The organism is Xenophilus arseniciresistens (assembly GCF_028023875.1).
Classification (GTDB): domain Bacteria; phylum Pseudomonadota; class Gammaproteobacteria; order Burkholderiales; family Burkholderiaceae_C; genus Xenophilus; species Xenophilus arseniciresistens.
In genome coordinates, this window is the sequence record NZ_JAQIPB010000001.1 from 499,520 (window position 1) to 522,298 (window position 22,779).

The 22,779-nt window shown below is 70.4% G+C and carries 11 protein-coding genes; 8 read left to right on the top strand and 3 right to left on the bottom strand.

Annotated features, from left to right (window positions below):
* Positions 1-172 precede the first annotated feature (172 nt).
* Genes PGB34_RS02185 through PGB34_RS02195 form a run of 3 tightly spaced genes read right to left on the bottom strand, consistent with a single transcriptional unit; the run spans position 173 to position 3,431 of the window.
* Positions 173-1,417 (bottom strand): AI-2E family transporter, encoded by a 1,245-nt coding sequence (locus PGB34_RS02185; RefSeq protein WP_271426426.1) that lies wholly within the window; start codon positions 1,415-1,417, stop codon positions 173-175.
* Positions 1,414-2,217 (bottom strand): LytR/AlgR family response regulator transcription factor, encoded by an 804-nt coding sequence (locus PGB34_RS02190; RefSeq protein ID WP_271426427.1) that lies wholly within the window; start codon positions 2,215-2,217, stop codon positions 1,414-1,416. The genes PGB34_RS02185 and PGB34_RS02190 overlap by 4 nt, the downstream gene beginning before the upstream one ends.
* Before the next feature lie 56 nt (positions 2,218-2,273).
* On the bottom strand, positions 2,274-3,431 hold the full coding sequence (locus PGB34_RS02195; protein WP_271426428.1) for a sensor histidine kinase: 1,158 nt from the start codon (positions 3,429-3,431) through the stop codon (positions 2,274-2,276).
* Positions 3,432-3,555: 124 nt separating this feature from the next.
* Between PGB34_RS02195 and argH the strand changes: the two genes are divergently transcribed.
* The 8 genes from argH (at position 3,556) to treY (ending at position 22,718) form a co-directional block, all read left to right on the top strand.
* A complete protein-coding gene (gene argH, locus PGB34_RS02200; protein WP_271426429.1) occupies positions 3,556-4,959 on the top strand; it encodes an argininosuccinate lyase in 1,404 nt (467 codons plus the stop codon).
* 150 nt (positions 4,960-5,109) lie between these two features.
* Complete coding sequence (gene glgX / locus PGB34_RS02205; protein WP_271426430.1) at positions 5,110-7,236, top strand: glycogen debranching protein GlgX; 2,127 nt, start codon at positions 5,110-5,112, stop codon at positions 7,234-7,236.
* Between the two features lie 216 nt (positions 7,237-7,452).
* Positions 7,453-9,345 carry a 1,4-alpha-glucan branching protein GlgB gene (gene glgB / locus PGB34_RS02210; protein ID WP_271426431.1) on the top strand — a complete coding sequence of 631 codons (1,893 nt, stop codon included), beginning with the start codon at positions 7,453-7,455 and terminating at the stop codon, positions 9,343-9,345.
* Positions 9,346-9,361: 16 nt separating this feature from the next.
* Positions 9,362-11,383 carry an alpha-1,4-glucan--maltose-1-phosphate maltosyltransferase gene (locus tag PGB34_RS02215; protein ID WP_271426432.1) on the top strand — a complete coding sequence of 674 codons (2,022 nt, stop codon included), beginning with the start codon at positions 9,362-9,364 and terminating at the stop codon, positions 11,381-11,383.
* A gap of 16 nt (positions 11,384-11,399) precedes the next feature.
* The gene (gene treS / locus PGB34_RS02220; protein WP_271426433.1) at positions 11,400-14,762 is read left to right on the top strand and encodes a maltose alpha-D-glucosyltransferase; all 3,363 of its coding nucleotides are present in this window, start codon (positions 11,400-11,402) and stop codon (positions 14,760-14,762) included.
* A complete protein-coding gene (locus tag PGB34_RS02225) occupies positions 14,759-15,685 on the top strand; it encodes a mechanosensitive ion channel family protein (RefSeq protein ID WP_408647811.1) in 927 nt (308 codons plus the stop codon). The genes treS and PGB34_RS02225 overlap by 4 nt, the downstream gene beginning before the upstream one ends.
* A gap of 81 nt (positions 15,686-15,766) precedes the next feature.
* A complete protein-coding gene (gene treZ, locus PGB34_RS02230) occupies positions 15,767-17,644 on the top strand; it encodes a malto-oligosyltrehalose trehalohydrolase (protein ID WP_271426434.1) in 1,878 nt (625 codons plus the stop codon).
* Positions 17,637-22,718 carry a malto-oligosyltrehalose synthase gene (gene treY / locus PGB34_RS02235; protein WP_271426435.1) on the top strand — a complete coding sequence of 1,694 codons (5,082 nt, stop codon included), beginning with the start codon at positions 17,637-17,639 and terminating at the stop codon, positions 22,716-22,718. Before treZ ends, treY begins: the two co-directional genes overlap by 8 nt.
* Positions 22,719-22,779 lie beyond the last annotated feature (61 nt).

Consider the following 22,779-nt stretch of genomic DNA (forward strand, 5'->3'; position numbering starts at 1 on the left):
CCCCGCTGCGCTTCTCGCCGCCCCTGAAATTGCCCACGCCCGCTGCCCTGCGCCGCCAGGCGTGGAAACGTCGCGTCGCATGAGCGGGGTTGAACGCGACGCGACGCAGGCCAAGGCTCCTGGGCCGGAGCTCAAGGAACGATGTCAGTTCCTCAAGCAAGCAGAGCAAGACCTACTCCCCCAACAACTCCCCAATGGGCCTTAGATCGTCCACCCGATCACACACGGCCTTGATCACCATCAGGATCGGGATGCCCAGCAGCAGCCCCCACACGCCCCAGAGCCAGCCCCAGAAGATCACGCCCACGAACACGGCCACGGGGTTCATGCGCGAGGTGCGGCTGGTCAGCCAGGGCACCAGCAGCTGCCCCACCAGGGTGTGGATCAGCAGCGAGCTGCCACCCACCAGCGCGGTCATGCCCAGGTCGTTGAACTGCAGGAAGGCTACGAGGCTGGCGGCCACCAGCACGATCAGCGAGCCCACGTAGGGAATGAGGTTGGTAACGCCGGCCACGATGGCCCACACGGCCGCGTTCTCCAGCCCGATGGCCCAGAAGGCCAGGCCCGTGCCCACGCCCACCAGCACGCTGGTGCCGATCTGCACCAGCAGATAGCGCTGGATGTGCTGCGTGATGTCGTCCAGCACATGCACGGTGATGCGCTTCTTCTGCAGGCTGGAGCCCGAGATCTTCACCAGCTTGCGCCTGAAGGTGTCGCCCGCGCACAGCGCGAAGAAGGTCAGGAACAGCACCAGCGTGAACTGGCTGGCCGCGTTCATCACGCCCACCGTGCCCACCCACAGGTAGTCGCGCACATTGAACGGCGGGCGTTCGATGATCACGCGCTGCACGCCGCGGCGCGGCGGGGAACTGGCGGCATTGGCCTGCGCGGCCCGCTCCAGCTGGTCGGCCGCGGCCTGCACCGTATCGAGCGTGCTGGTGCGGCCGCTGCGCGCCAGCGCTGCCTGGCGCAGCTTCTGCGCCGCCAGGGGCAGCGAATCCACGAGTTCGGCCGCGTTGTCCGACAGGGTCCAGGCGGTGGTGCCGATGCCGCCGGCCAGGCCCAGCAGCAGCACCGTGGCCGCGGCCCAGCGGGGCATGTGCCAGCCCTCCAGGCGGTTGACGGCCGGCGCCAGCGCATAGGTCAGCAGCACGGCGCCCATCAACGGAATGAACAGCGCCGACGCCCAGCGCAGCGCGAACACGCAGCCCAGCACGGCCAGCACCACCAGCGCCGCGCTGCGCACGTCCACCGGCATGTGCAGCAGCACGCGCGGCGGCTCGGTGGCGGCCGCGCCGTCGGCGCCCGCCGATTCACGCTGGGCATCGACTTCGCGGATCACGGCCTCGGCAACGGCGTCGTTGTCGACGACGTGCGTTGCGGCGGCAGGGGAAGGAGGATGCGTCAGGCTGCTCATGGCTGCTCCCTGAAGGCTTCGCGCACGGCCGGCAGCATGCGCCGCGACACCGGGATCGGCTCGCCCAGCCCGGCCAGGCGCAGCGCCCAGCCGGCCTCGCCGTCCTGGCCGTCGTCATGCCGGTCCAGCGCGCGGATGGCGGCGCGCGCCACCAGCGTGTTGCGGTGCACGCGCACGAAGCGGTCGGCGTGGCGCGCCTCCAGGTCGCTGAGCGCGCCGTCCATGATCAGCGTGCGCGTGGCCGTGCGCACGGTGATGTACTTGTGCTCGGAACGCAGGTACAGCACTTCGGGCAGCGGGATGCGCTCGGCCCGGCCGCGGTCGTGGATCAGCAGGCTTTCGACGACCGGTGCCGCGCCCAGGGCCGCGCGCCGTTCCTTGAGGCTGCGCTCGGCCTTCTGCAGCGCCTGCTGCAGTCGCTCGCCGCGCACGGGCTTGGTGAGGTAGTCCACCGCGTCAAGCTCGAAGGCCGTCACGGCATGGGCGGCATGGGCGGTCACGAAGATCACGGCGGGCCCATGCTCGCGCTGGTGCAACACGCGCGCCAGCTCCACGCCGTCGAGGCCCGGCATGTGGATGTCCAGCAGCACCAGGTCCAGCGGCGGCACGCCGTCGAGCTGCTTCAGCGCGGCGGCGCCATCGCCCGCCTCCGCGATCACCACGGCGGCCGGCGCGCGGCAGTCGCCCAGCAGGGTGCGCAGGCGCGCCCGCGCCAGTGCCTCGTCGTCGACGATCAGTGTGCGCAGGGCAGGCCGCGCGGCCGCCGGGGGCGCCGGATTCTTGTTGTCGCTGCTCATCATGGGGCGGCGCGTCCTTGCTCGTTCAGGGTCGATCAGGTGGCGAATCAGGAGGTGAATCAGGAGGCGATCGGAATGTCGATGCGCACCCGGTAGCTCTCGCCGCCCTCCGGCCCGGCACGAAAGCTCGCCTCCAGGTCGTGCAGCAGGCGCAGCCGGTCGCGCACATTGGCCAGTGCGATGCCGTGGCCGCGCGGCAGCGGGGCTTCGGCCCAGCGCAGCGGCGGCAGCGTGTTGAGCACCTCGATCACCACGCGGTTGCCGCGCCGCTCGGTGCGGATGCGCAGGCGCCCGCCCTCCGGGCTGGGCTCCACGCCATGCTTGACGGCGTTTTCCACCAGCGGCTGCAGCAGCAGCTTGGGCAGGCGCGCGCCGCTGGCCGCCGGGTCCAGCGACCAGCGCACGCGCAGGCGCTCGCCGAAGCGGATCTGCTCGATGGCCAGGTAGCGCTCGGCCAGCGCGATCTCGTCGGCCAGCGTCACGGCCTCGTCCGGGTCGGCCAGGGCCGAGCGGAACAGCTCGCTCAGGTCTTCCAGCAGCGTTTCGGCCTTGGCCGGCTCGTGGCGCACCAGCGCGATGGCGCTGTTGAGGGTGTTGAACAGGAAGTGCGGGCGGATGCGCTGCTGCAGCTCCTCCAGCCGGGCGGTGGTGGCCGCGGGCGTGCGCCCGCTGGCGCGCAGCACGCGCTCGGCCATCACCACGGCCGACAGCAGCGCGCCCGTGAGCGCGCTGGCCAGCCACGGTGCCTGCGCCACCACACCCACCCAGTACAGCAGGCCGCAGCCATACAGGCCCGCCAGCAGGCCCAGCAGGGCACCGGCCAGGTACTGCAGCCGCAAGGGCTGGCGCCCCAGCCAGCGGCGGCTGGTGCAGGCGCCCACCAGCCAGGCCAGGGTGGCAGGCAGCGCCCCGCCGGTCACGGTGGCCGTCAGCAGCAGCCAGTCGCGCAGGCCCGCGCTCATGTACAGCGCGCCCACGCCCACCACGGCCTGCACCAGCAGCACGGTGCGCAGCACCATGCCGATCTGGCACACATCGAACAGCAAAAGGCCCGGTGGCAGGCGGCCGGGCTGCGGGGGCGCGGGGGGGTGCGGCTTGTCGGCGCCGCGGCCCGCGCCAGCGGCCCGGGGCCCGCGCGGCGCGCGCGATGCCGCCGGCCTGGCCTTCGAGGCCGGGTCCGGGCGGGAGGGCGTCGATAAAATCCGGGCGTCGGGCATCGCTGCTGGCCATTTCAAGGACGGACGGCGGGCCATTATTGCCGCAGGGCCCAGCCCGCTCCTGCCGCCCCATCCCTGTTCTTTCCCCCTTGCAGGCAGCCCCGGCGGGCCGCCTTCCCCTGACATGACCCAGAACCAATTCGACAAGAAATCGCAAGCCTGGTCGGCCCTGTTCTCCGAGCCCATGAGCGAGCTGGTGCAGCGCTACACCTCCAGTGTGTTCTTCGACAAGCGCCTGGCGCAGGCCGACATCGAGGGTTCGCTCGCTCATGCGGACATGCTCGCGGCGCAGAAGATCATCTCGGCGCAGGACCTGGCCGATATCCAGCGTGGGATGGCGCAGATCCAGGGCGAGATCGACGCCGGCAGCTTCGAATGGAAGCTGGCATTGGAAGACGTGCACCTGAACATCGAGGCCCGCCTGACGCAGCTGGTGGGCGATGCCGGCAAGCGCCTGCACACCGGCCGCAGCCGCAACGACCAGGTCGCCACCGACGTGCGCCTGTGGCTGCGCGGCGAGATCGACCTGATCGACGGCCTGCTGACCGACCTGCAGAAGGCGCTGGTCAAGATCGCCAGCGAGAACGTGGACGCGATCCTGCCCGGCTTCACCCACCTGCAGGTGGCCCAGCCCGTGAGCTTCGGCCACCACATGCTGGCCTACGTGGAGATGTTCGCGCGCGACGCCGAACGCCTGGGCGACGTGCGCAGGCGCGTGAACCGGCTGCCGCTGGGCTCGGCCGCGCTGGCCGGCACCACCTACCCGCTGGACCGCGAGCGCGTGGCGCGCACGCTGGGCATGGAGGGCGTGTGCCAGAACAGCCTGGACGCCGTGAGCGACCGCGACTTCGCCATCGAGTTCACGGCGGCGGCCAGCCTGTGCATGGTGCACATCAGCCGCTTCAGCGAGGAGCTGATCCTGTGGATGAGCCAGAACTTCGGCTTCATCCAGATCGCCGACCGCTTCACCACGGGCAGCTCGATCATGCCGCAGAAGAAGAACCCCGACGTGCCCGAACTGGCGCGCGGCAAGACCGGCCGCGTGGTGGGCCACCTGATGGGCCTGATCACGCTGATGAAGGGCCAGCCCCTGGCCTACAACAAGGACAACCAGGAAGACAAGGAGCCGCTGTTCGACACCGTGGACACGCTCAAGGACACGCTGCGCATCTTTGCCGAGATGGTCGGCGGCATCACGGTGAAAAAGGATGCGATGGAAGCGGCCGCGCTCAAGGGCTATGCCACGGCCACCGACCTGGCCGACTACCTGGTCAAGAAGGGCCTGCCCTTCCGCGACGCGCACGAGACCGTGGCCCATGCGGTCAAGGCGGCCATCTCGCATGCCTGCGACCTGTCGGAGCTGCCGCTGTCGGTGCTGCAGGGCTTCAACCCCGGCATCGAGAAAGACGTTTACGACGTGCTGAGCCTGCGCGGCTCGCTCAACGCGCGCAACACGCTGGGCGGCACGGCGCCGGCCCAGGTGCAGCAGCAGATCGCGCGCCACCAGAAGCGGTTGTCGGCGGGCTGAGCCGCGCCCGTGCGGCGCCGCGCGGGCGCCACACGCCACCCGGCTTGCACCGCCGCAGCCTGTCAGCCAACCCGCGCTCGCTCGCTCCTCCTACAACTGGAAACAGGCACCCTCGCTAAGGTCGAACCCTGACTATTGAGAGGGTTCGGCATGCAAGTCGAAGAGGGGTTGCCTTTTCCGTTGGGCGCCACATACACGGGCAGCGGCGTCAACTTCGCCGTCTTTTCTGCCCACGCCACCCGCGTCGAGGTGTGCATCTACGACGAAGCCGGCCAGGCCGAGACAGGCCGCGTCACGCTGCCCGAATACACCGACGAGATCTGGCACGGCCACGTGCCGGGCCTGCAGCCGGGCGCGCGCTACGGCCTGCGCGTGCACGGGCCCTACGAGCCCGAGAAGGGCCACCGCTTCAACCCCCACAAGCTGCTGCTGGACCCCTACGCCAAGGCCCACATCGGCGAGGTGAAATGGGGGCCCGAGATCTTCGGCTACACCGTCGGCCACCCCGACGGCGACCTGAGCTTCGACGAGCGCGACAGCGCCAACTTCGTGCCCAAGTGCGTGGTGGTCGATTCGCGCTTCGAATGGACCCAGCCCGCGCACCCGCGCGTGCCCTGGGAGCGCACCGTGCTGTACGAGACCCATGTGCGCGGCCACACCATGCGCCACCCGGGCGTGCCCGAGCACCTGCGCGGCACCTTTGCCGGCTTCGCGCAGGACGAAGTGCTGCGCGCCATCCGCGAACTGGGCGTGACCAGCGTCGAGCTGCTGCCCATCCAGCGCTTCGTCACGCAGTCCTTCCTGCATGAGAAAGGGCTGGTCAACTACTGGGGCTACGACACCATCGGCTTCTTCGCGCTGGAGCCCAAGTACCTGCACGCACCCAGCATCGATGAATTCAAGCACCTGGTCGACCGCGTGCATGCGCATGGGCTGGAGCTGATCCTGGACGTGGTCTACAACCACACGCCCGAAGGCAACGAGCTGGGCCCCACGCTTTCGTTCAAGGGCATCGACAACGCCAGCTACTACCGGCTGATGCCCGCGGGCGAAGACGGCACGGGGCCGGGTGCGCGCTACTACATCAACGACACCGGCACCGGCAACACGCTGAACCTGAGCCACCCGCGCGTGCTGCAGATGGTGATGGACAGCCTGCGCTACTGGGTCACCGAGATGCGCGTGGATGGCTTTCGCTTCGACCTCGCCACCATCCTCGCGCGCGAACCCTACGGCTTCGATGAGGGCGGCGGCTTTCTCAAGAGCTGCCGGCAGGACCCGGTGCTCTCCAGCGTCAAGCTGATCGCCGAGCCCTGGGACTGCGGGCCCGGCGGCTACCAGGTGGGCGGCTTTCCGCCGGGCTGGGCCGAATGGAACGATCATTTCCGCGACACCGTGCGCGCTTTCTGGAAGGGCGACGAGGGCAAGGCTTCTGCGCTGGCCGGCTGCATGACGGCCAGCGCAGACCGCTTCCACCGGCGCGGCCGGCGCCCCTGGGCCAGCGTCAACTTCCTGGCCGCGCATGACGGCTTCACGCTGGCCGACCTGGTCAGCTACAACGACAAGCACAACGACGCCAACGGCGAGGACAACCGCGACGGCCATTCGGACAACCTGAGCTGGAACTGCGGCGCCGAGGGCCCGACCGATGATGCGCAGATCAACGCGCTGCGCGCGCGCCAGCAGCGCAACATGCTGGCCACGCTGCTGCTCGCGCAGGGCACGCCCATGCTGCTGGCGGGCGACGAGTTCGGCCGCAGCCAGTCAGGCAACAACAACGCCTATTGCCAGGACAACGAACTCTCGTGGTTCGACTGGCAGGGCATCGGCGAACAGGGCCAGGCGTTGCGGGCCTTCGTCCAGCGCCTGACCCGGCTGCGCGACACGCTGCCCGTGCTGCGGCGCAACCGCTTCCTGACCGGCGCCTACGACGAAGAGCTGCAGTTGCACGACGTGCAATGGCTGGCCTGCGGCGGCCAGCCCATGGACGCGCAGCACTGGGACGACCCGCGCACGCGCTGCTTCGGCATGCTGCTCGAAGGCCACGGGCGGGCCACGGCCATCGCGCGGCGCGGGCCCGACCGCAGCGTGCTGATCGTCTTCAACGCCTGGGAAGACGCGCTGGACTTCGAGCTGCCCGCGCACGGGGAAGGCACGCAGTGGCAGCTGGCCATCGACACCGCCCACGAGCAGGTGCCCGATGCCGATGCGCGCTTCGAGGCCGGCAGCGCCTACACCGTGACCGCGCGTTCACTCTTGTTATTCGTGGCCGCCTGAGCGCGCGGGGCCTGAGCCCATGTCCGACAAGCAAACGGGCCAATGCCGGGGCGACCCCGGCGGCGGCCGATGCGACGCTTGTGCGGACCGTTCTCCGGTGCGCCTTGCGCGCTATGCGCTGACGCGGCGCAGCCGCCAGCGCGCCCTCTTCGGCTGCGCGCGGCGCTCCGGCCTCGTTTCACAGTCGTCCACGTTTGCGTCCAGACCACCCTGCCCATGCGAAGCATTGCACTCACCGCACAGGACATGCACCTGTTCCAGGAAGGCACCCACACGCGCCTTCATGAACGCTTCGGCGCACACGTCGGGCCTGAAGGTGGCGTCCACTTCCGCGTCTGGGCGCCCAATGCCGAACGCGTGTGGGTGATCGGCGACTGGAACTTCTGGAGCGAGGCCGACCCGATGCAGCCGCGCCCCGATGGCAGCGGCATCTGGGAAGCGAGCGTGGCCCACGCCGCGCCGGGGCAGACCTACAAGTACCGCATCCAGACCCGCGACGGCCGCTGGCTCGAGAAGGCCGACCCTTTCGCCTTCCAGGCCGAACTGGCGCCGGCCACGGCTTCGCGCATCTGGGCCGGCGCGCACACCTGGGGCGATGAGGGCTGGATGGCCGGGCGCGCGCGCCACAACGCGCTGGAAGCGCCCATGGCCATCTACGAGCTGCATGCGGGCTCCTGGCAGCGCGAGGGCGGCGAGTTCATCGGCTACCGCGAACTGGCGCACCGGCTGGCCGCCTACGTCCGGCACATGGGCTTCACGCATGTGGAACTCATGCCCGTGACCGAGCACCCCTTCTACGGCTCCTGGGGCTACCAGACCACGGGCTACTTCGCGCCCACGGCCCGCTATGGCGCGCCCGAAGACCTGATGTACTTCGTCGACCACCTGCACCGCGAAGGCATCGGCGTGATCCTCGACTGGGTGCCCTCGCATTTCCCGACCGACCCGCACGGGCTGGCGCAGTTCGACGGCACGCACCTGTACGAGCACGCCGACCCGCGCCAGGGCTTCCACCCCGAATGGAACTCGGCCATCTTCAACTATGGCCGCCACGAGGTGCGCAGCTTCCTGCTGTCCTCGGCGCTGTACTGGCTCGAGCACTTCCACATCGACGGCCTGCGCGTGGACGCGGTGGCCTCCATGCTGTACCTGGACTACGCGCGCGGGCCCGGCCAGTGGATTCCCAACGCCGAAGGCGGGCGCGAGAACCTCGAGGCCGTGCAGTTCCTGCGCGAACTCAACCGCGCCGTCTACCGCGAGCAGCCCGGCGCCTTCACGGTGGCCGAGGAATCGACCGCGTGGCCGCGCGTCTCGCGCCCCACCGAAATGGGCGGCCTGGGCTTCGGCATGAAATGGAACATGGGCTGGATGCACGACACGCTGGCCTACCTGCGCGAGGCCCCGGTGCACCGCCCCTGGCACCACAACCGGCTGACTTTCTCGCTGGTCTATGCCTTCAGCGAGAACTTCGTGCTGCCGCTCTCGCACGACGAGGTGGTGCACGGCAAGGGCTCGCTGATCAACAAGATGGCCGGCGACGAGTGGCAGCAGTTCGCCACGCTGCGCGCGCTCTTCGGCTTCATGTGGGCACACCCGGGCAAGAAGCTGCTGTTCATGGGCGGCGAGTTCGGCCAGCGCCGCGAATGGACGCATGACGGCGAACTCGAATGGTGGGTCAGCGAGCTGCCCGGCCACCGCGGGCTGCAGCGCCTGGTGCGCCAGCTCAACGGTGCGCTGCGCACGCTGCCCGCGCTGCATGCGCTGGATTTCAGCCAGGACGGCTTCGAGTGGGTGCAGGCCGATGACTCTGCGCAAAGCGTGTTCGCCTTCGTGCGCAAGGGCCCGCCGGGCAGCGAGCCGGTGCTGGTGGTGAGCAACTTCACGCCCGTGCCGCGTGAGAACTACCGCGTGGGCGTGCCCATCGCCGGCACCTGGCGCGAATGCATCAACAGCGATGCGGGCGAGTTCGACGGCTCCGGCTGGGGCAACCTGGGCAGCCTTCAGACCACGCCCGTGCCGGCCCACGGGCGCGCGCAGTCGCTGGTGCTGACGCTGCCGCCTCTTTCCACCATCTACCTGAAAGGCCCGACGCGTGCGCAAATCGCCTGAGCTCCTCTCCCCGTCCGTGGTCCCCATTGGTGTGGCCGACGGACGCCAGCGCGCCGTGATCGATGCGGTGCTCCCCAGCGTGGACAGCGGCCGCTTTGCCGCCAAGTGCGTGGCCGGCGAGCCCTTCGCGGTGCAGGCCAACTGCTTTGCCGAAGGGCATGACGTGCTGCGCGTGATGCTGCAGTGGCGCCGCGACGACGACGAGCGCATGCACGAGGTGCCCATGGCGCTGAAGTGGAACGACGAGTGGCATGCGAGCTTCACGCCGCCCACGCCGGGGCGCTACCACTACACGGTGTGCGCCTGGGTCGACGCGCTGGCCTCGTGGCACCACGAACTCGTGCGCCGCGTGGACGCGCAGGACATCCGCATCGCGGCGCGCGTGGGTGCGGCCGAGATCGCCGCCGCCGCCAGCCGCGCCAGCGCCGCCAACGCGGCCGATGCGCGCCAGCTGCGCGACTGGGCGCAATCGCTGGAGCGCGGCGCGGCCGACAGCGCGCTGGACAGCGCCGAACTGAAGGCGCGCGCGCTGGACCCGGCACTCACACAGATCGCCCAGCGCTACCCCGACCGGCAGCATGCAAGCACCTTGGCCCCGGGCTTTCCGCTGGTGGCCGATCGTGAACGCGCGCGCTTTTCCACCTGGTACGAGCTGTTCCCGCGCTCGGCCGGCCAGCAGCCGGGGCGCCACGGCACCTTCGCCGACGTGCAGGCGCAGCTGCCGCGCATCCAGCGCATGGGCTTCGACGTGCTCTATTTCCCGCCCATCCACCCCATCGGCCGCGAGCAGCGCAAGGGCCGCAACAACGCGCTGAGCACCGAGGAAGGCGACGTGGGCAGCCCCTGGGCCATCGGCGCGGCCGAAGGCGGGCACAAGGACATCCTGCCCGAGCTGGGCACGCATGAGCAGTTCCGCGCGCTGGTGCAGGCTGCGCGCGCGCACGGCATGGAGATTGCGCTGGACATCGCCTTCCAGTGCGCACCGGACCATCCCTATGTGAAAGAACATCCGGCCTGGTTCAAGTGGCGCCCCGACGGCACGGTGCAGTACGCCGAGAACCCGCCCAAGAAGTACCAGGACATCTACCCCTTCAACTTCGAGACCGAGGACTGGCCCGCCATGTGGGCCGAACTCAAGAGCGTGCTCGACCACTGGATCGCGCAGGGCGTGGCGGTGTTCCGCGTGGACAACCCGCACACCAAGGCCTTCCCCTTCTGGGAATGGGCCATCACCGAGGTCAAGCGCCGGCACCCCGAGGTCATCTTCCTCGCCGAGGCCTTCACGCGGCCCAAGGTCATGCACCGGCTGGCCAAGCTGGGCTTCACGCAGTCCTACACCTACTTCACCTGGCGCAACAGCAAGAAGGAACTGACCGAGTACTTCACCGAACTGAGCACCTCGCCGGGGCTGGACTACTTCCGCCCCAACGTCTGGCCCAACACGCCCGACATCCTGCATGAATCGCTGCAGAACGGCAGCCCCGCGCAGTTCAAGGCGCGGCTGGTGCTGGCCGCCACCCTGAGCGCCAGCTACGGCATCTACGGCCCGGCCTACGAACTGCTGGAGCACCTGCCGCGCAACCCCGGCAGCGAGGAATACCTCGATTCCGAGAAATACCAGCTGCGCCATTGGCAGCTCGACGCCCCGCACAGCCTGGAAGGCTTCATCGCGCATGTGAACGCCATCCGCCATGCGCACCCGGCCCTGCAGCGCAACGACACGCTCGAGTTCCTTGCGGTCGACAACGCGCAGATGCTGGCCTTCCTCAAGCGCAGCGCCGACGGCAGGGACGTGATCGTCACCGTGGTCAACCTCGACCCGTGGAACACGCAGATCGGCTGGCTCGAGTTGCCGCCCGAGCTCATCGACGTGGGCAGCGAGGAGCCCTTCCAGATGCACGACCTGCTGGGCGGCCAGCGCTTTCGCTGGCAGGGCGCGCGCCACTACATCCAGCTCAACCCCTGGGAGGCGCCCGCGCATGTGATGCAGCTGCGCCGCCACGTGCGCACCGAGCGGGACTTCGACTATTTCCAGTGAAAGAGGGAGGGCGGCCATGAATGCACCCGTGTCAAGAATGGTTCTGGAGAACCTGGAGGTCGACACCTCGCAGGACCCCAACTGGTACCGCGACGCGGTCATCTACCAGCTCAACGTCAAGGCCTTCAACGACACCAACGGTGACGGCATCGGCGACTTCAAGGGCGTGACGGCGAAGCTGGACTACGTGAAGGACCTGGGCGTCAACACCATCTGGCTGATGCCCTTCTACCCCTCGCCGCTGCGCGACGACGGCTACGACATCGCGGCCTACAAGGACGTGAACCCGCAGTACGGCACCCTGGAGGACTTCCGCGAGATGCTGGCGGCCGCGCACGAGCGCGGCCTGCGCGTGATCACCGAGCTGGTGATCAACCACACCTCCAATGACCACCCCTGGTTCCAGGCCGCGCGGCATGCGCCGCCAGGCTCGCCCGAGCGCAACTTCTACGTCTGGAGCGACACCGACCAGATCTACCAGGGCACGCGCATCATCTTCACCGACACCGAGACCTCGAACTGGACCTGGGACCCGGTGGCCAAGCAGTACTTCTGGCACCGTTTCTTCAGCCACCAGCCCGACCTGAACTTCGACAACCCGGCCGTGCTGGAGGCCGTGCTGGACGTGATGCGCTTCTGGCTGGACATGGGCGTGGACGGCTTCCGCCTGGACGCCATTCCCTACCTGGTGGAGCGCGACGGCACCAGCAACGAGAACCTGCCCGAAACGCATGCGGTGATCAAGAAGCTGCGCGCGGCCATCGACGCCGAGTACAGCAACCGCTTCCTGCTGGCCGAGGCCAACATGTGGCCCGAGGACGTGCGCGAGTACTTCGGCGATGGCGACGAATGCCACATGGCCTACCACTTCCCCCTGATGCCGCGTATGTACATGTCCATCGCGCAGGAGGACCGCGACCCCATCGTCGAGATCATGCAGCAGACCCCCGACATCCCCGAGGGCTGCCAGTGGGCCATCTTCCTGCGCAACCACGACGAGCTCACGCTGGAGATGGTGACCAGCCGCGAGCGCGACTACATGTACACCACCTATGCGGCCGACCTGCGCGCGCGCATCAACCTGGGCATCCGCCGGCGCCTGGCGCCGCTGATGGAGAACGACAAGGACAAGATCAAGCTGATGAACGGCATGCTGTTGTCCATGCCCGGCTCGCCCATCATCTACTACGGCGACGAGATCGGCATGGGCGACAACGTGTTCGTGGGTGACCGCAACGGCGTGCGCACGCCCATGCAGTGGAGCCCCGACCGCAACGCCGGCTTCTCGCGCGCCGACCCGCAGCGCCTGTACCTGCAGCCCATCATGGACCCCATGTACGGCTACGAGGCCGTGAACGTGGAAGCGCAGATGCGCGACAACAGCTCGCTGCTGCACTGGACGCGCCGCATGCTGGCCGTGCGCAAGACCAGCAGCGCCTTCGGCCGCGGCAAGAAGACCTTCCTCAAGCCCGGCAACCGCAAGATCCTGGCCTACCTGAGCGAGTACGGCGACGACGTGCTGCTGACGGTGTTCAACCTCTCGCGCGCGGCGCAGCCCGTGGAGCTGGACCTGTCGGCCTTCAAGGGCCGTGTGCCCGTGGAGATGCTGGGCCGCACCACCTTCCCGCCCATCGGCGAGCTGCCCTACCTGCTCACGCTGTCCTCCTATGGCTTCTACTGGTTCAAGCTGACCACCGATGCGCCGGTGCCCGTGTGGCACCAGGGCGGCGTCTCGCTGGACGACCGGCCCACGCTGGTGCTGTTCGACGGCTGGACCAGCCTGTTCCGCGACCGCGTGATGCCCTGGCGCATCGCCATGGCCGAGCGCACGCGCGCCCAGGTCGAAACGCAGGTGCTGCCGCGCCACATCGAAGGCCAGCGCTGGTACGGCGCCAAGGGCGATGCCATCGCCCGCACCGAGATCGCCGACCACGCCGTGTGGACCGAGGGCGAACGCCAGTGGCTGCTGCCGCTGCTGGCGGTGCATGCGGGCGCGCAGCCCTCGCACTACTTCATGCCGCTGGCCATCGCCTGGGAAGACCTGGAGGAGGAGCGCAGCCGGCAGCTGCAAAGCGCGGCCGTGGCCAAGGTGCGCCAGCAGGCGCAGGTGGGGCTGATGGCCGATGCCTTCTTCGACGAGAGCTTCTGCCGCGCGATGGTGCAGGCCATGATCGCGCAGCGCGTGCTGCCCACCGAAGGCGGCGAGATCCGTTTCAGCGCCACGCAGGCGCTGGCCAGCGTGGCACCGCAGGCCATCGAGGCGCTGGAGGTGGGCAAGCCCAGCGCCGCCAGCAGCAACACCGCCGTGGTGCTGGGCGACCAGCTCTTCCTCAAGTGCTACCGGCAGGTACGCGAGGGCATCAACCCCGAGCTGGAGCTGGGCCGCTACCTGACCGACACCGCGCAGTTCCCCAACTGCGTGCCCGTGGCCGGCGCCGTGGAGTACCACCGCACCGACGGCAGCATGGCCACGCTGGCGCTGCTGCAGGCCTACGTGCCCAACCAGGGCGATGCCTGGGAGTACACGCTGGCCTACTTGGAGCGCGTGCTGGCCGAGGTGCAGGCCGCGCCCGAGGACGCCGAGGCGCCGGACCACGGTGCCTTCCTGATCCTGATGCGGCTGCTGGGCCAGCGCACGGCGGAACTGCACCTGGCCCTGGCCGCCGCGCCCGAGGCCGACGCCGACTTCGCCCCGCAGCCCTGGGCGCAGAGCGACCAGACGGACCTGCAGGTGATGATCCAGCAGTCGCTTGAAGACACGCTGGCCCTGACGCGCCAGCGCCTGGACGCGCTGCCCGAGGCCGCGCGCGCCGACGCCAGCCAGTGGCTGCGCCAGGCCGACGCGCTGCAGGCGCGCATCACCCACGCCGCCGGCACCAGCGAAGGCCTGCGCAAGACCCGCGTGCATGGCGACTACCACCTGGGCCAGGTGCTGGTGGCGCGCAACGACTTCATCATCATCGACTTCGAGGGCGAGCCGGCCCGCCCCATGGACGAGCGCCGGCGCAAGGATTCCCCGCTGCGCGACGTGGCGGGCATGCTGCGCTCCTTCAACTACGCGCGCTGGTCGGCGCTGCGCCGCGTGGCGCAGAACGCGCAGGAGCTGGAGCGCCTGGGCCAGGCCGCGGCCGACTGGGAAGCCCAGGTGCGCACGGCCTTCATGGGCGGCTACGGCCAGACCCTCGCACGGGCCGGCCAGCCCGCCGTGGCGCCCGCGCTGCTGGGCCTGTTCGAGATCGACAAGGCCCTGTATGAACTGCGCTACGAGCTGAACAACCGCATCGACTGGGTGCAGGTGCCGCTGCAGGGCCTGATGGCGCTGAACGGCCACAACGGCGCAAGCCCTGCCCCCGCCAGCCCCACAGGAGATCAGGCATGAACGAATTCGGCTTCCAGGTCGGCACCCTGCGGGGCATGCTGTTCCAGATCGGCGCCTTCATCCCGCGCCTGCTGATCGCCGCGGCCGTGCTGGTGGCCGGCTGGCTGCTGGCCAAGGTGGTGCGCTTTGCCGTCACGCGCGCGCTGCGCGCCGTCAACTTCCCGGTGCTCACCGAGCGGGCCGGGCTCGACGGCTTCCTGCGCCAGGGCGGCATGAAGATGGACACCACCGGCATCGTGGGTGTGCTGGCCTACTGGATGGTCATCCTGGCCGCGCTCATCGTGGCCTTCAACGGCCTGGGCCTGAGCTACGTCACCGACCTGCTGGGCCGCGTGGTCTGGTTCGTGCCCAACATCTTCGTGGCCCTGCTGGTGCTGGCCTTCGGCGCCTATTTCGCCCGCTTCGTGGCCGACGCCGTGCTCACCTACGGCCGCAACGTGGGCCTGCGCGACGCCTACTTCTTCTCGCGCCTGGCGCAATACGGCATCCTGATCTTCGTGGTGCTGATCGCGCTGGACCAGGTCAAGGTGGGCGGCGACATCGTGCGCCAGAGCTTCATCGTGATCCTGGCGGGCTTCGTCTTTGCCGTGGCCCTGGCCTTTGGCCTGGCCGGCAAGGACTGGGCCGCACGCCGCATCGACGAATGGCTGCCGCGTGATGGCATGCCGCACGTCGATGGAGGCGCGCAGCGCGCCGATGCCGAAGAGCCCGCCGCGCGCGTGGCCGAGGAGGCGGCCGAACTGGCTGCGGGCCAGCCGCCTCCGCGCGCTGCTGCGCAGACCGCAGCGGCCGCGCCTGCCGTGCCGGTGCCGCCTGCAGACACGGCCGCACCCACGGCCCCCGCCGAAGCAAGCCTGCCGCGCCGGGAGCCGGCCGAGCCGCTGATCCCGCGCCGCGTGGGCGACCCGCCGCCGCCCATCTGAGGCCGCGGCAGCCGCCATCGACCTTCCGCTTTCTCATCATCCCGTCGCGCCGCGGGCCCGCGGCTTCCTGCCAAGTCCACCATGCATGCCCTGCCCGCTTCGCCCTTTGGCCCCCTGCCGCTGCCTGGCGGCGGCTTCCGCTTCCAGCTCTGGGCCCCGGCGGCCGCCTCGGTGCAGCTGGAGTGGCAGGCCGCCGGCAGTGCGCATTGGCAGCGCCTGCCCATGCAGGCGGCCTCGGAAGGCCACTGCTTCGTCGACGTGCCGCAGGCCTCGGCCGGCGACCTGTACCGCTTTGCGCTGCCCAACGGCCTGACGGTGCCCGACCCCGCATCGCGCCGCAATCCGCAGGACGTGCACGGCCCCAGCGAGCTGACCGATCCGCATCGCTTCGTCTGGACCGACCAGCGCTGGCAGGGCCGGCCGTGGGAGGAAGCGGTGGTCTACGAACTGCATGTGGGCAGCTTCACGCCGCAGGGCAGCTTCGACGCCGCGCGTGCGCGCCTGCCCGAGCTGGCGGCGCTGGGCGTCACGGCCATCGAGCTGATGCCCGTGGCCGAGTTCCCGGGCGCGCGCGGCTGGGGTTATGACGGCGTGCTGCCCTATGCGCCCGAAGCCAGCTACGGCACGCCCGAGTCGCTCAAGGCGCTGGTCGATGCCGCGCACGGCCTGGGCCTGATGGTGCTGCTGGACGTGGTCTACAACCACTTCGGGCCCGAAGGCAACTACCTGCACGCCTACTGCCCGCCCTTCTTCAACCCGGCCCACCAGACGCCCTGGGGCGCGGCCATCAACTTCGACGGCGAGGGCTCGCAGCCGGTGCGCGAGTTCTTCGTGCGCAATGCGCTGTACTGGGTCGAGGAGTTCCATTTCGACGGCCTGCGCCTGGACGCCGTGCACGCCATCCGCGACGACTCCCCGCGGCACATCGTGGCCGATATCTGCGAGGCCCTGCAAAGCGGCCCGGGGCGCGCGCGGCAGGTGCATGTGGTGCTGGAGAACGACCTGAACCAGGCCCGGCTGCTGCGCCGCGACGCGCAGGGTCAAAAGCCGCTGCAGGCCACGGCCCAGTGGAACGACGACCTGCACCATGCCGCGCATGTGCTGTTGACGGGCGAGCGCGATGGCTACTACATCGACTACGCGCAGCAGCCCCTGGCTGCCTTCGGCCGCGCGATGGCGCAGGGCTTCATCTACAGCGGCCAGCCTTCGCCCTTCCGCGGCGGCGAACGGCGCGGCGAAGCGACGGACGAGCTGCCCTGCACGGCCTTCGTGTCGTACCTGCAGACGCACGACCAGATCGGCAACCGCGCCTTTGGCGACCGCATCGACGCGCTGGCCGACCCGCGGCTGGTGCAGACCGCGCGCGCCGCGCTGCTGCTCTCGCCCCATGTGCCCATGCTCTTCATGGGCGAGGAATGGGCCGCGCTCACGCCCTTCCAGTTCTTCTGCGACTTCGGCCCCGCGCTGGCCCAGGCCGTGGCCGACGGGCGGCGCCGCGAGTTCGCGCAGTTCGCGGCCTTTCAGGACGCGCAGGCACGCGCAGGCATTCCCGACCCCAACGCCCCGGCCACGCTCGAGGCCTCGCGCCTGGACCGCGACGAATGCGAGCAGCCCACGCATGCGCAGGCACTGGCGCTGGTGCGCCGCTGCCTGGCGCTGCGCGCGCGGCACATCGCGCCGCGGCTGCCTTCGCAACCCGGCAGCGGGCGCTGGCATGTGGAAGGCACGGTGCTCTACCTGCAATGGACGCTGAGCGCTGGAAGCAGCACGGGCGAAAAGAAGGCACTGCGCCCCGCGCTGCTGCAGATGGTGATGAACCTCGGGCATGCGCCGGCCCTGGCCGCCGCGCCGCCGGGCCGCGTGATCCACCAGCATGGCTGCGAAGCCCACGGCGCCACCGCGATGGCGCTGGCCGCGGGCGGCCTGTGCGTGGCGCTGCAGGAGCATGCCCATGCATGAGGCCCTGCACCGCGCCTGCGAGCGGCTGGGCATCGCCACCTTCCATCACGACGTCTGGGGCCATCGGGTCGATGTGGCGCCGCAGAGCCTGGCCGCGCTGCTGGCGCACTTCGGCATGGGTGCGCATGCGCCGGACGATGAAGCCGCATGGCAGGCCGAAGTGCAGGCCCTTGACACCCGGCGCTGGCGCCGCGCGCTGCCGCCCGTGGTGCTGGCGGCGGCCGACGCGCAGGTCTGGCAACTGCCGCTGAACCTGCTGCTGCCCTTGCCTTCCAGCCTGCGCTGGACCTTGACCGACGAAGCCGGCCATCGCACACAAGGCCAGGCCACCGTGCCGCCCACGCAGGCCGATCCGCAAGCCCGGCAGCTGGGCCTGGACTGCGCGCTGGTGAATCTGCAGATGGACGGCCCTGCGCTGCCCATGGGCTACCACCAGCTGCAGATCGAGGGCCTGCCGGGCCAGACCCTGGTGGTCGCCGCGCCGCCGCGCTGCCACCTGCCCGAAGACCGCGCCGAATCACCCGCCGCCGAAGTGCCGCGCCAGTGGGGCATCTCGGCCCAGCTGTATGCGCTGCGCTCCGAGCGCCAATGGGGCATGGGCGACTTCAGCGACCTGGCCGAGCTGGCCAGCATGGCCGCGCGCCTGGGCGCGCAGGCCATTGGCCTGAACCCGCTGCATGCGCTGTTCCCGGACGACGCCACCAAGTGCAGCCCCTACAGCCCCTCGTCGCGCCTGCACCTGAATGCGCTGTACATCGATGTGGAGGCCATCCCTGCCTACCAGCGCAGCAGCGCCGCGCGCCAGCGCGTGGCCTCTGCGGCCTTTCAGGCCCGGCTGGCCGCGCTGAGCGCTGCGCCGCTGGTGGTGCCGGCCGAGGTGGCCGCCGCCAAGCTTGAAGTGCTGCAGCTGGTTCATGAGGAATGGCGCCGGGGCAGCGATGCCGAAAGCACCGACCAGGATGAGCATGCGCAGTTCGACGCCTTTGTGCGCATGCGCGGCCAGCCGCTGCAGCGCCAGGCGCTGTTTGATGCGCTGCAAACACATTTCCGCGCGCTCGACCCACAAGCCTGGGGCTGGCCGCAATGGCCGCAGGCGCTGCACAACCCCGAGGGCGAAGCCGCGCAGCAGTTCGCCCGCGAACATGCATCGCGCGTCGAGTTCTTCGCCTGGCTGCAATGGGTGGCCGACACGCAGCTGCAGGCCGCCGCGCAGCGCTGTCGCGCCGAGGGCATGGCCATCGGCCTGTACCTGGACCAGGCCGTCTCGGTGGACCGCTACGGCGCCGATGCCTGGGGCGCGGGCGACGTGCTGGCCACGGCCGTGAGCGTGGGCGCTCCGCCCGACGCCTTCAACCCGCTGGGCCAGGACTGGGGACTGCCGCCACTGCGGCCCGACCGCCTGCGCGAGACCGGCTACCAGCTGTTCATCGACACCCTGCGCGCCAGCATGCGCGGCGCGGGCGCGCTGCGCATCGACCATGTGATGGGCCTGGTGCGCCTGTACTGCATGCCGCCGGGCGCCAGCGCGGCCGACGGCGCCTACGTGCACTATGACGCGCAGCAGATGCTGGCCATCGTGGCACTGGAGAGCCAGCGCCACCAGTGCCTGGTGATCGGTGAGGACCTGGGCACCGTGGCCGACGAGACGCGTGCGCTGCTGCAGCGCTTCGGCCTGCTCTCGTACCGGCTGGCCTACTTCGAACGCGAAGCCGATGCCTTCAAGCCCGCCACGCAGTACCCGCGCGAGGCCCTGGTGTCGGTCAGCACCCACGACCTGGCCACCCTGCAGGGCTGGTGGGGCGTGGCCGATCTGCGCGAGCGCATGCGCCTGCAGCTCTATCCCGACGAGGCCATCGCGCGCCAGCAACTGGCCGACCGTGCGCAGGAGCGCGCCCAGCTGCTGTTCGCGCTGCAGGATGCCGGCCTGCTGGATGCCGACCAGGTGGCCCGCAACCTGGCCGCGCAGACTCTGAGCACCGAGGCCAGCGCCGCCGTGCACGCCTGGCTGGCGCGCGCGCCCTCGCGGCTTCTGATGGTGCAGGCCGAAGACCTGCTGGGCGTGGTCGAGCAGGCCAACCTGCCCGGCACCATCGACACCCACCCCAACTGGCGCCGCCGCCTGCCGCTGGCCACGGCCCAGTGGCAGTCCGACCCGCAGGTGCGCGCCATCACGGCCGCCATCGCGCGCGAACGCCCGGCGCCGCGCCTGCAGGGCCACAAGGGCGGCGCGCTGATCCCGCGCGCCACCTACCGCCTGCAGTTCCACAAGGACTTCGGTTTTGACGACGCGATCCGCATCCTGCCCTACCTCGCGCGCCTGGGCATCAGCCATGTGTACTGCTCGCCGATCCAGCGCGCGCGCCCGGGCAGCATGCACGGCTACGACGTGGTCGCGCACGGCGAGATCAACCCCGAACTGGGCGGCTTCGAAGGCTTTGCGCGCTTCACGCAGGCCCTGCGCCAGCTGGGCATGGGCCAGTTGCTGGACCTGGTGCCCAACCACATGGGCGTGCTGGGCGCAGACAACCCCTGGTGGACCGACGTGCTCGAAAACGGCCAGGACTCGCCCTGGGCCCGCTGCTTCGACATCGACTGGCAGGCACTGGACCCGGCCCTGACCGGCAAGGTGCTGATCCCCGTGCTGGGCGATGCCTACGGCCGCGTACTCGACGACGGGCAGCTCGAGCTGGCGCTGGATGCCGGCACGGGCCGGCTGGCCGTGCACTACCACGCGCACCGCTTCCCGCTCGCGCCGGCCAGCTACGGCCAGGTGCTGCGCTGGGCCGCGGCGCTGACCGAGCAGCGCGAGCTGCAGGCCGAAATGGAAAGCATCGGCCACGCGCTGGCCCACCTGCCCGGGCGCGAGGACGGCGCGGCGCGGCTGCGCGAGGCGCAGGGCGCCTTCAGGCGGCTGGCCGCACTGGCGGCCCAGAGCGCCGCCGCCGCGCCGCTGGCCGAAGCCCTGCGCGCCTGGAACCGCCCGCAATCGCGCGATGCCCTGCACGCGCTGCTCGACCAGCAGCACTACCGGCTGGCCTTCTGGCGCGTGGCCTCCGACGAGATCAACTACCGGCGCTTCTTCGACATCAACGAGCTGGCCGCGCTGCGCGTGGAAGACCCCGAGGTCTTCGAGGCGACGCAGGGCCTGGCGCTGGACCTGGCCGCGCGCGGCTGGGTCGACGGGCTGCGCATCGATCACCCCGACGGGCTTCGCGACCCGGCTGCGTACTTCCGCGCGCTGCAGCAGGGCTATGCGCGGCGCGCGGGCCTGCCTTCGGCTCCAGGCGCGCCATGGCCGCTGTACGTGGTGTGCGAGAAGATCGCCGCCGGCCACGAGGAGGTGCCGCCCGACTGGGCCGTGCACGGCACCACGGGCTACCGCTTTGCCAACGTGGCCAACGGCGTGCTGATCGACACCGCGGCCGAGCCCGCGTTCGCGCGCATCTGGCAGAGCTTCACGGGCGTGCGCGAGCCCTACGAATCGCTGGTGCTGCAGGCCAAGCGCAGCGTGGCGCAGAACGCGCTGGCCTCCGACCTCACGGTGCTGTGCGCGATGCTGCTGCGCCTGGCGCGCACGCACCGCAGCACGCGCGACTACACGCTGGGCAACCTGCGCCGCGCGCTGGCCGACGTGGCCGCGCACATGAGCGTGTACCGCACCTACGTGGCCCACGGCGCGCTGACGGCCCAGGACGAGCGTTTCATCACGCAGGCCGTGCAGGCCGCGCGCGAGGCCAGCGAACTGGCCGACGACACGGTCTTCGACTTCATCCACCAGGCCATGCGCGGGCGCAGCGCGGGCGAGGGCGAGGAGGCCCGCCAGCTGGCCGAACGCTTCGCCGCGCGCTTCCAGCAGTTCAGTGCGCCGGTGGCGGCCAAGGGCGTGGAAGACACGGCCTTCTACCGGCACTTCCCGCTGCTCGCGCTCAACGAGGTGGGCGGCGAGCCGGCGCAGTTCGGCTTTTCGCTGGCGCAGTTCCACACCGCCAGCCAGGAACGCGCGCGCGACTGGCCGCACACGATGCTGGCCACGTCCACGCACGACAACAAGCGTTCCGAAGACGTGCGCACGCGCATCGACGTGCTTTCGGAGATGCCCGCGGCGTGGCGGCTGGCACTGCGGCGCTGGCGCGCCTTCAATGCGCCGCTGCGCGAAGAGGTGCAGGCGCGCTTTGGCGGCAAGGCGCCGTCGCGCGCCGACGAGTACCTGCTCTACCAGACGCTGATCGGCACCTGGGGCACCGACCCCGACGCGCAGGGCTACGTGGCGCGCATCGACGCCTACATGCGCAAGGCCGCGCGCGAGGCCAAGCGCCACACCAGCTGGCTGCTGCCCCAGCAGGCCTATGAGGATGCGCTGGCGCACTGGGTCCGTGCCTGCCTGGACCGCCAGCGCAGCGCGGCCTTCCTGGAAGACCTGGACCGGCTGGCCGCCACCGTGGCCTGGTGCGGCGGCCTCAACAGCCTGGTGCTGGTCACGCTCAAGTACACCAGCGCAGGGGTGCCCGATCTGTACCAGGGCAACGAGCTGCTCGATTTCAGCCTGGTGGACCCCGACAACCGGCGCCCCGTGGACTACGAGGCCCGCGCGCGCCGGCTGGAGGCCCTGACGCAGCAGCCACCCTTTTCTGGCGCTGGCCACGATGCGCTGTCGCCCGCACGGCTGGACGACGCCAAGCTGTGGCTCACGCACCAGCTGCTGGCCCTGCGCAGCCGCGCCTGGCCCGTGCTGCGCGACGGCGGGCATGCGCCGCTGGCGTTGCAAGGCCCCGCGGCGCAGGCCTGCATCGCCTTCGAACGCAGCACGCCGCAGGGGCGCATCGTCACCGTGTGCGCCCGCTTCTTCGCACGCCAGGGCGGCCAGTCCCAGTCGCCCTGGGCCCAGGCCGACGGGGCATCGGCAGCGCCGCAATGGGACGCATCGCCCTGGCGCGACACGCAGCTGCAACTGCCCGCCGCCGGCGCGTGGCGCGACGCGCTCACGGGCCGGGTGCACGAGGGGGCCGGTCCACACACGCTCGAAGCGCTGCTGGCCACCCTGCCCTGCGCGGTGCTGGAACTGCAAGCTGGCTGAGCCCGCGGCGCGCAGGCCCGGGCCTGCGCGCGCATGGCGCGGCGTCCCACACCGGCACGGG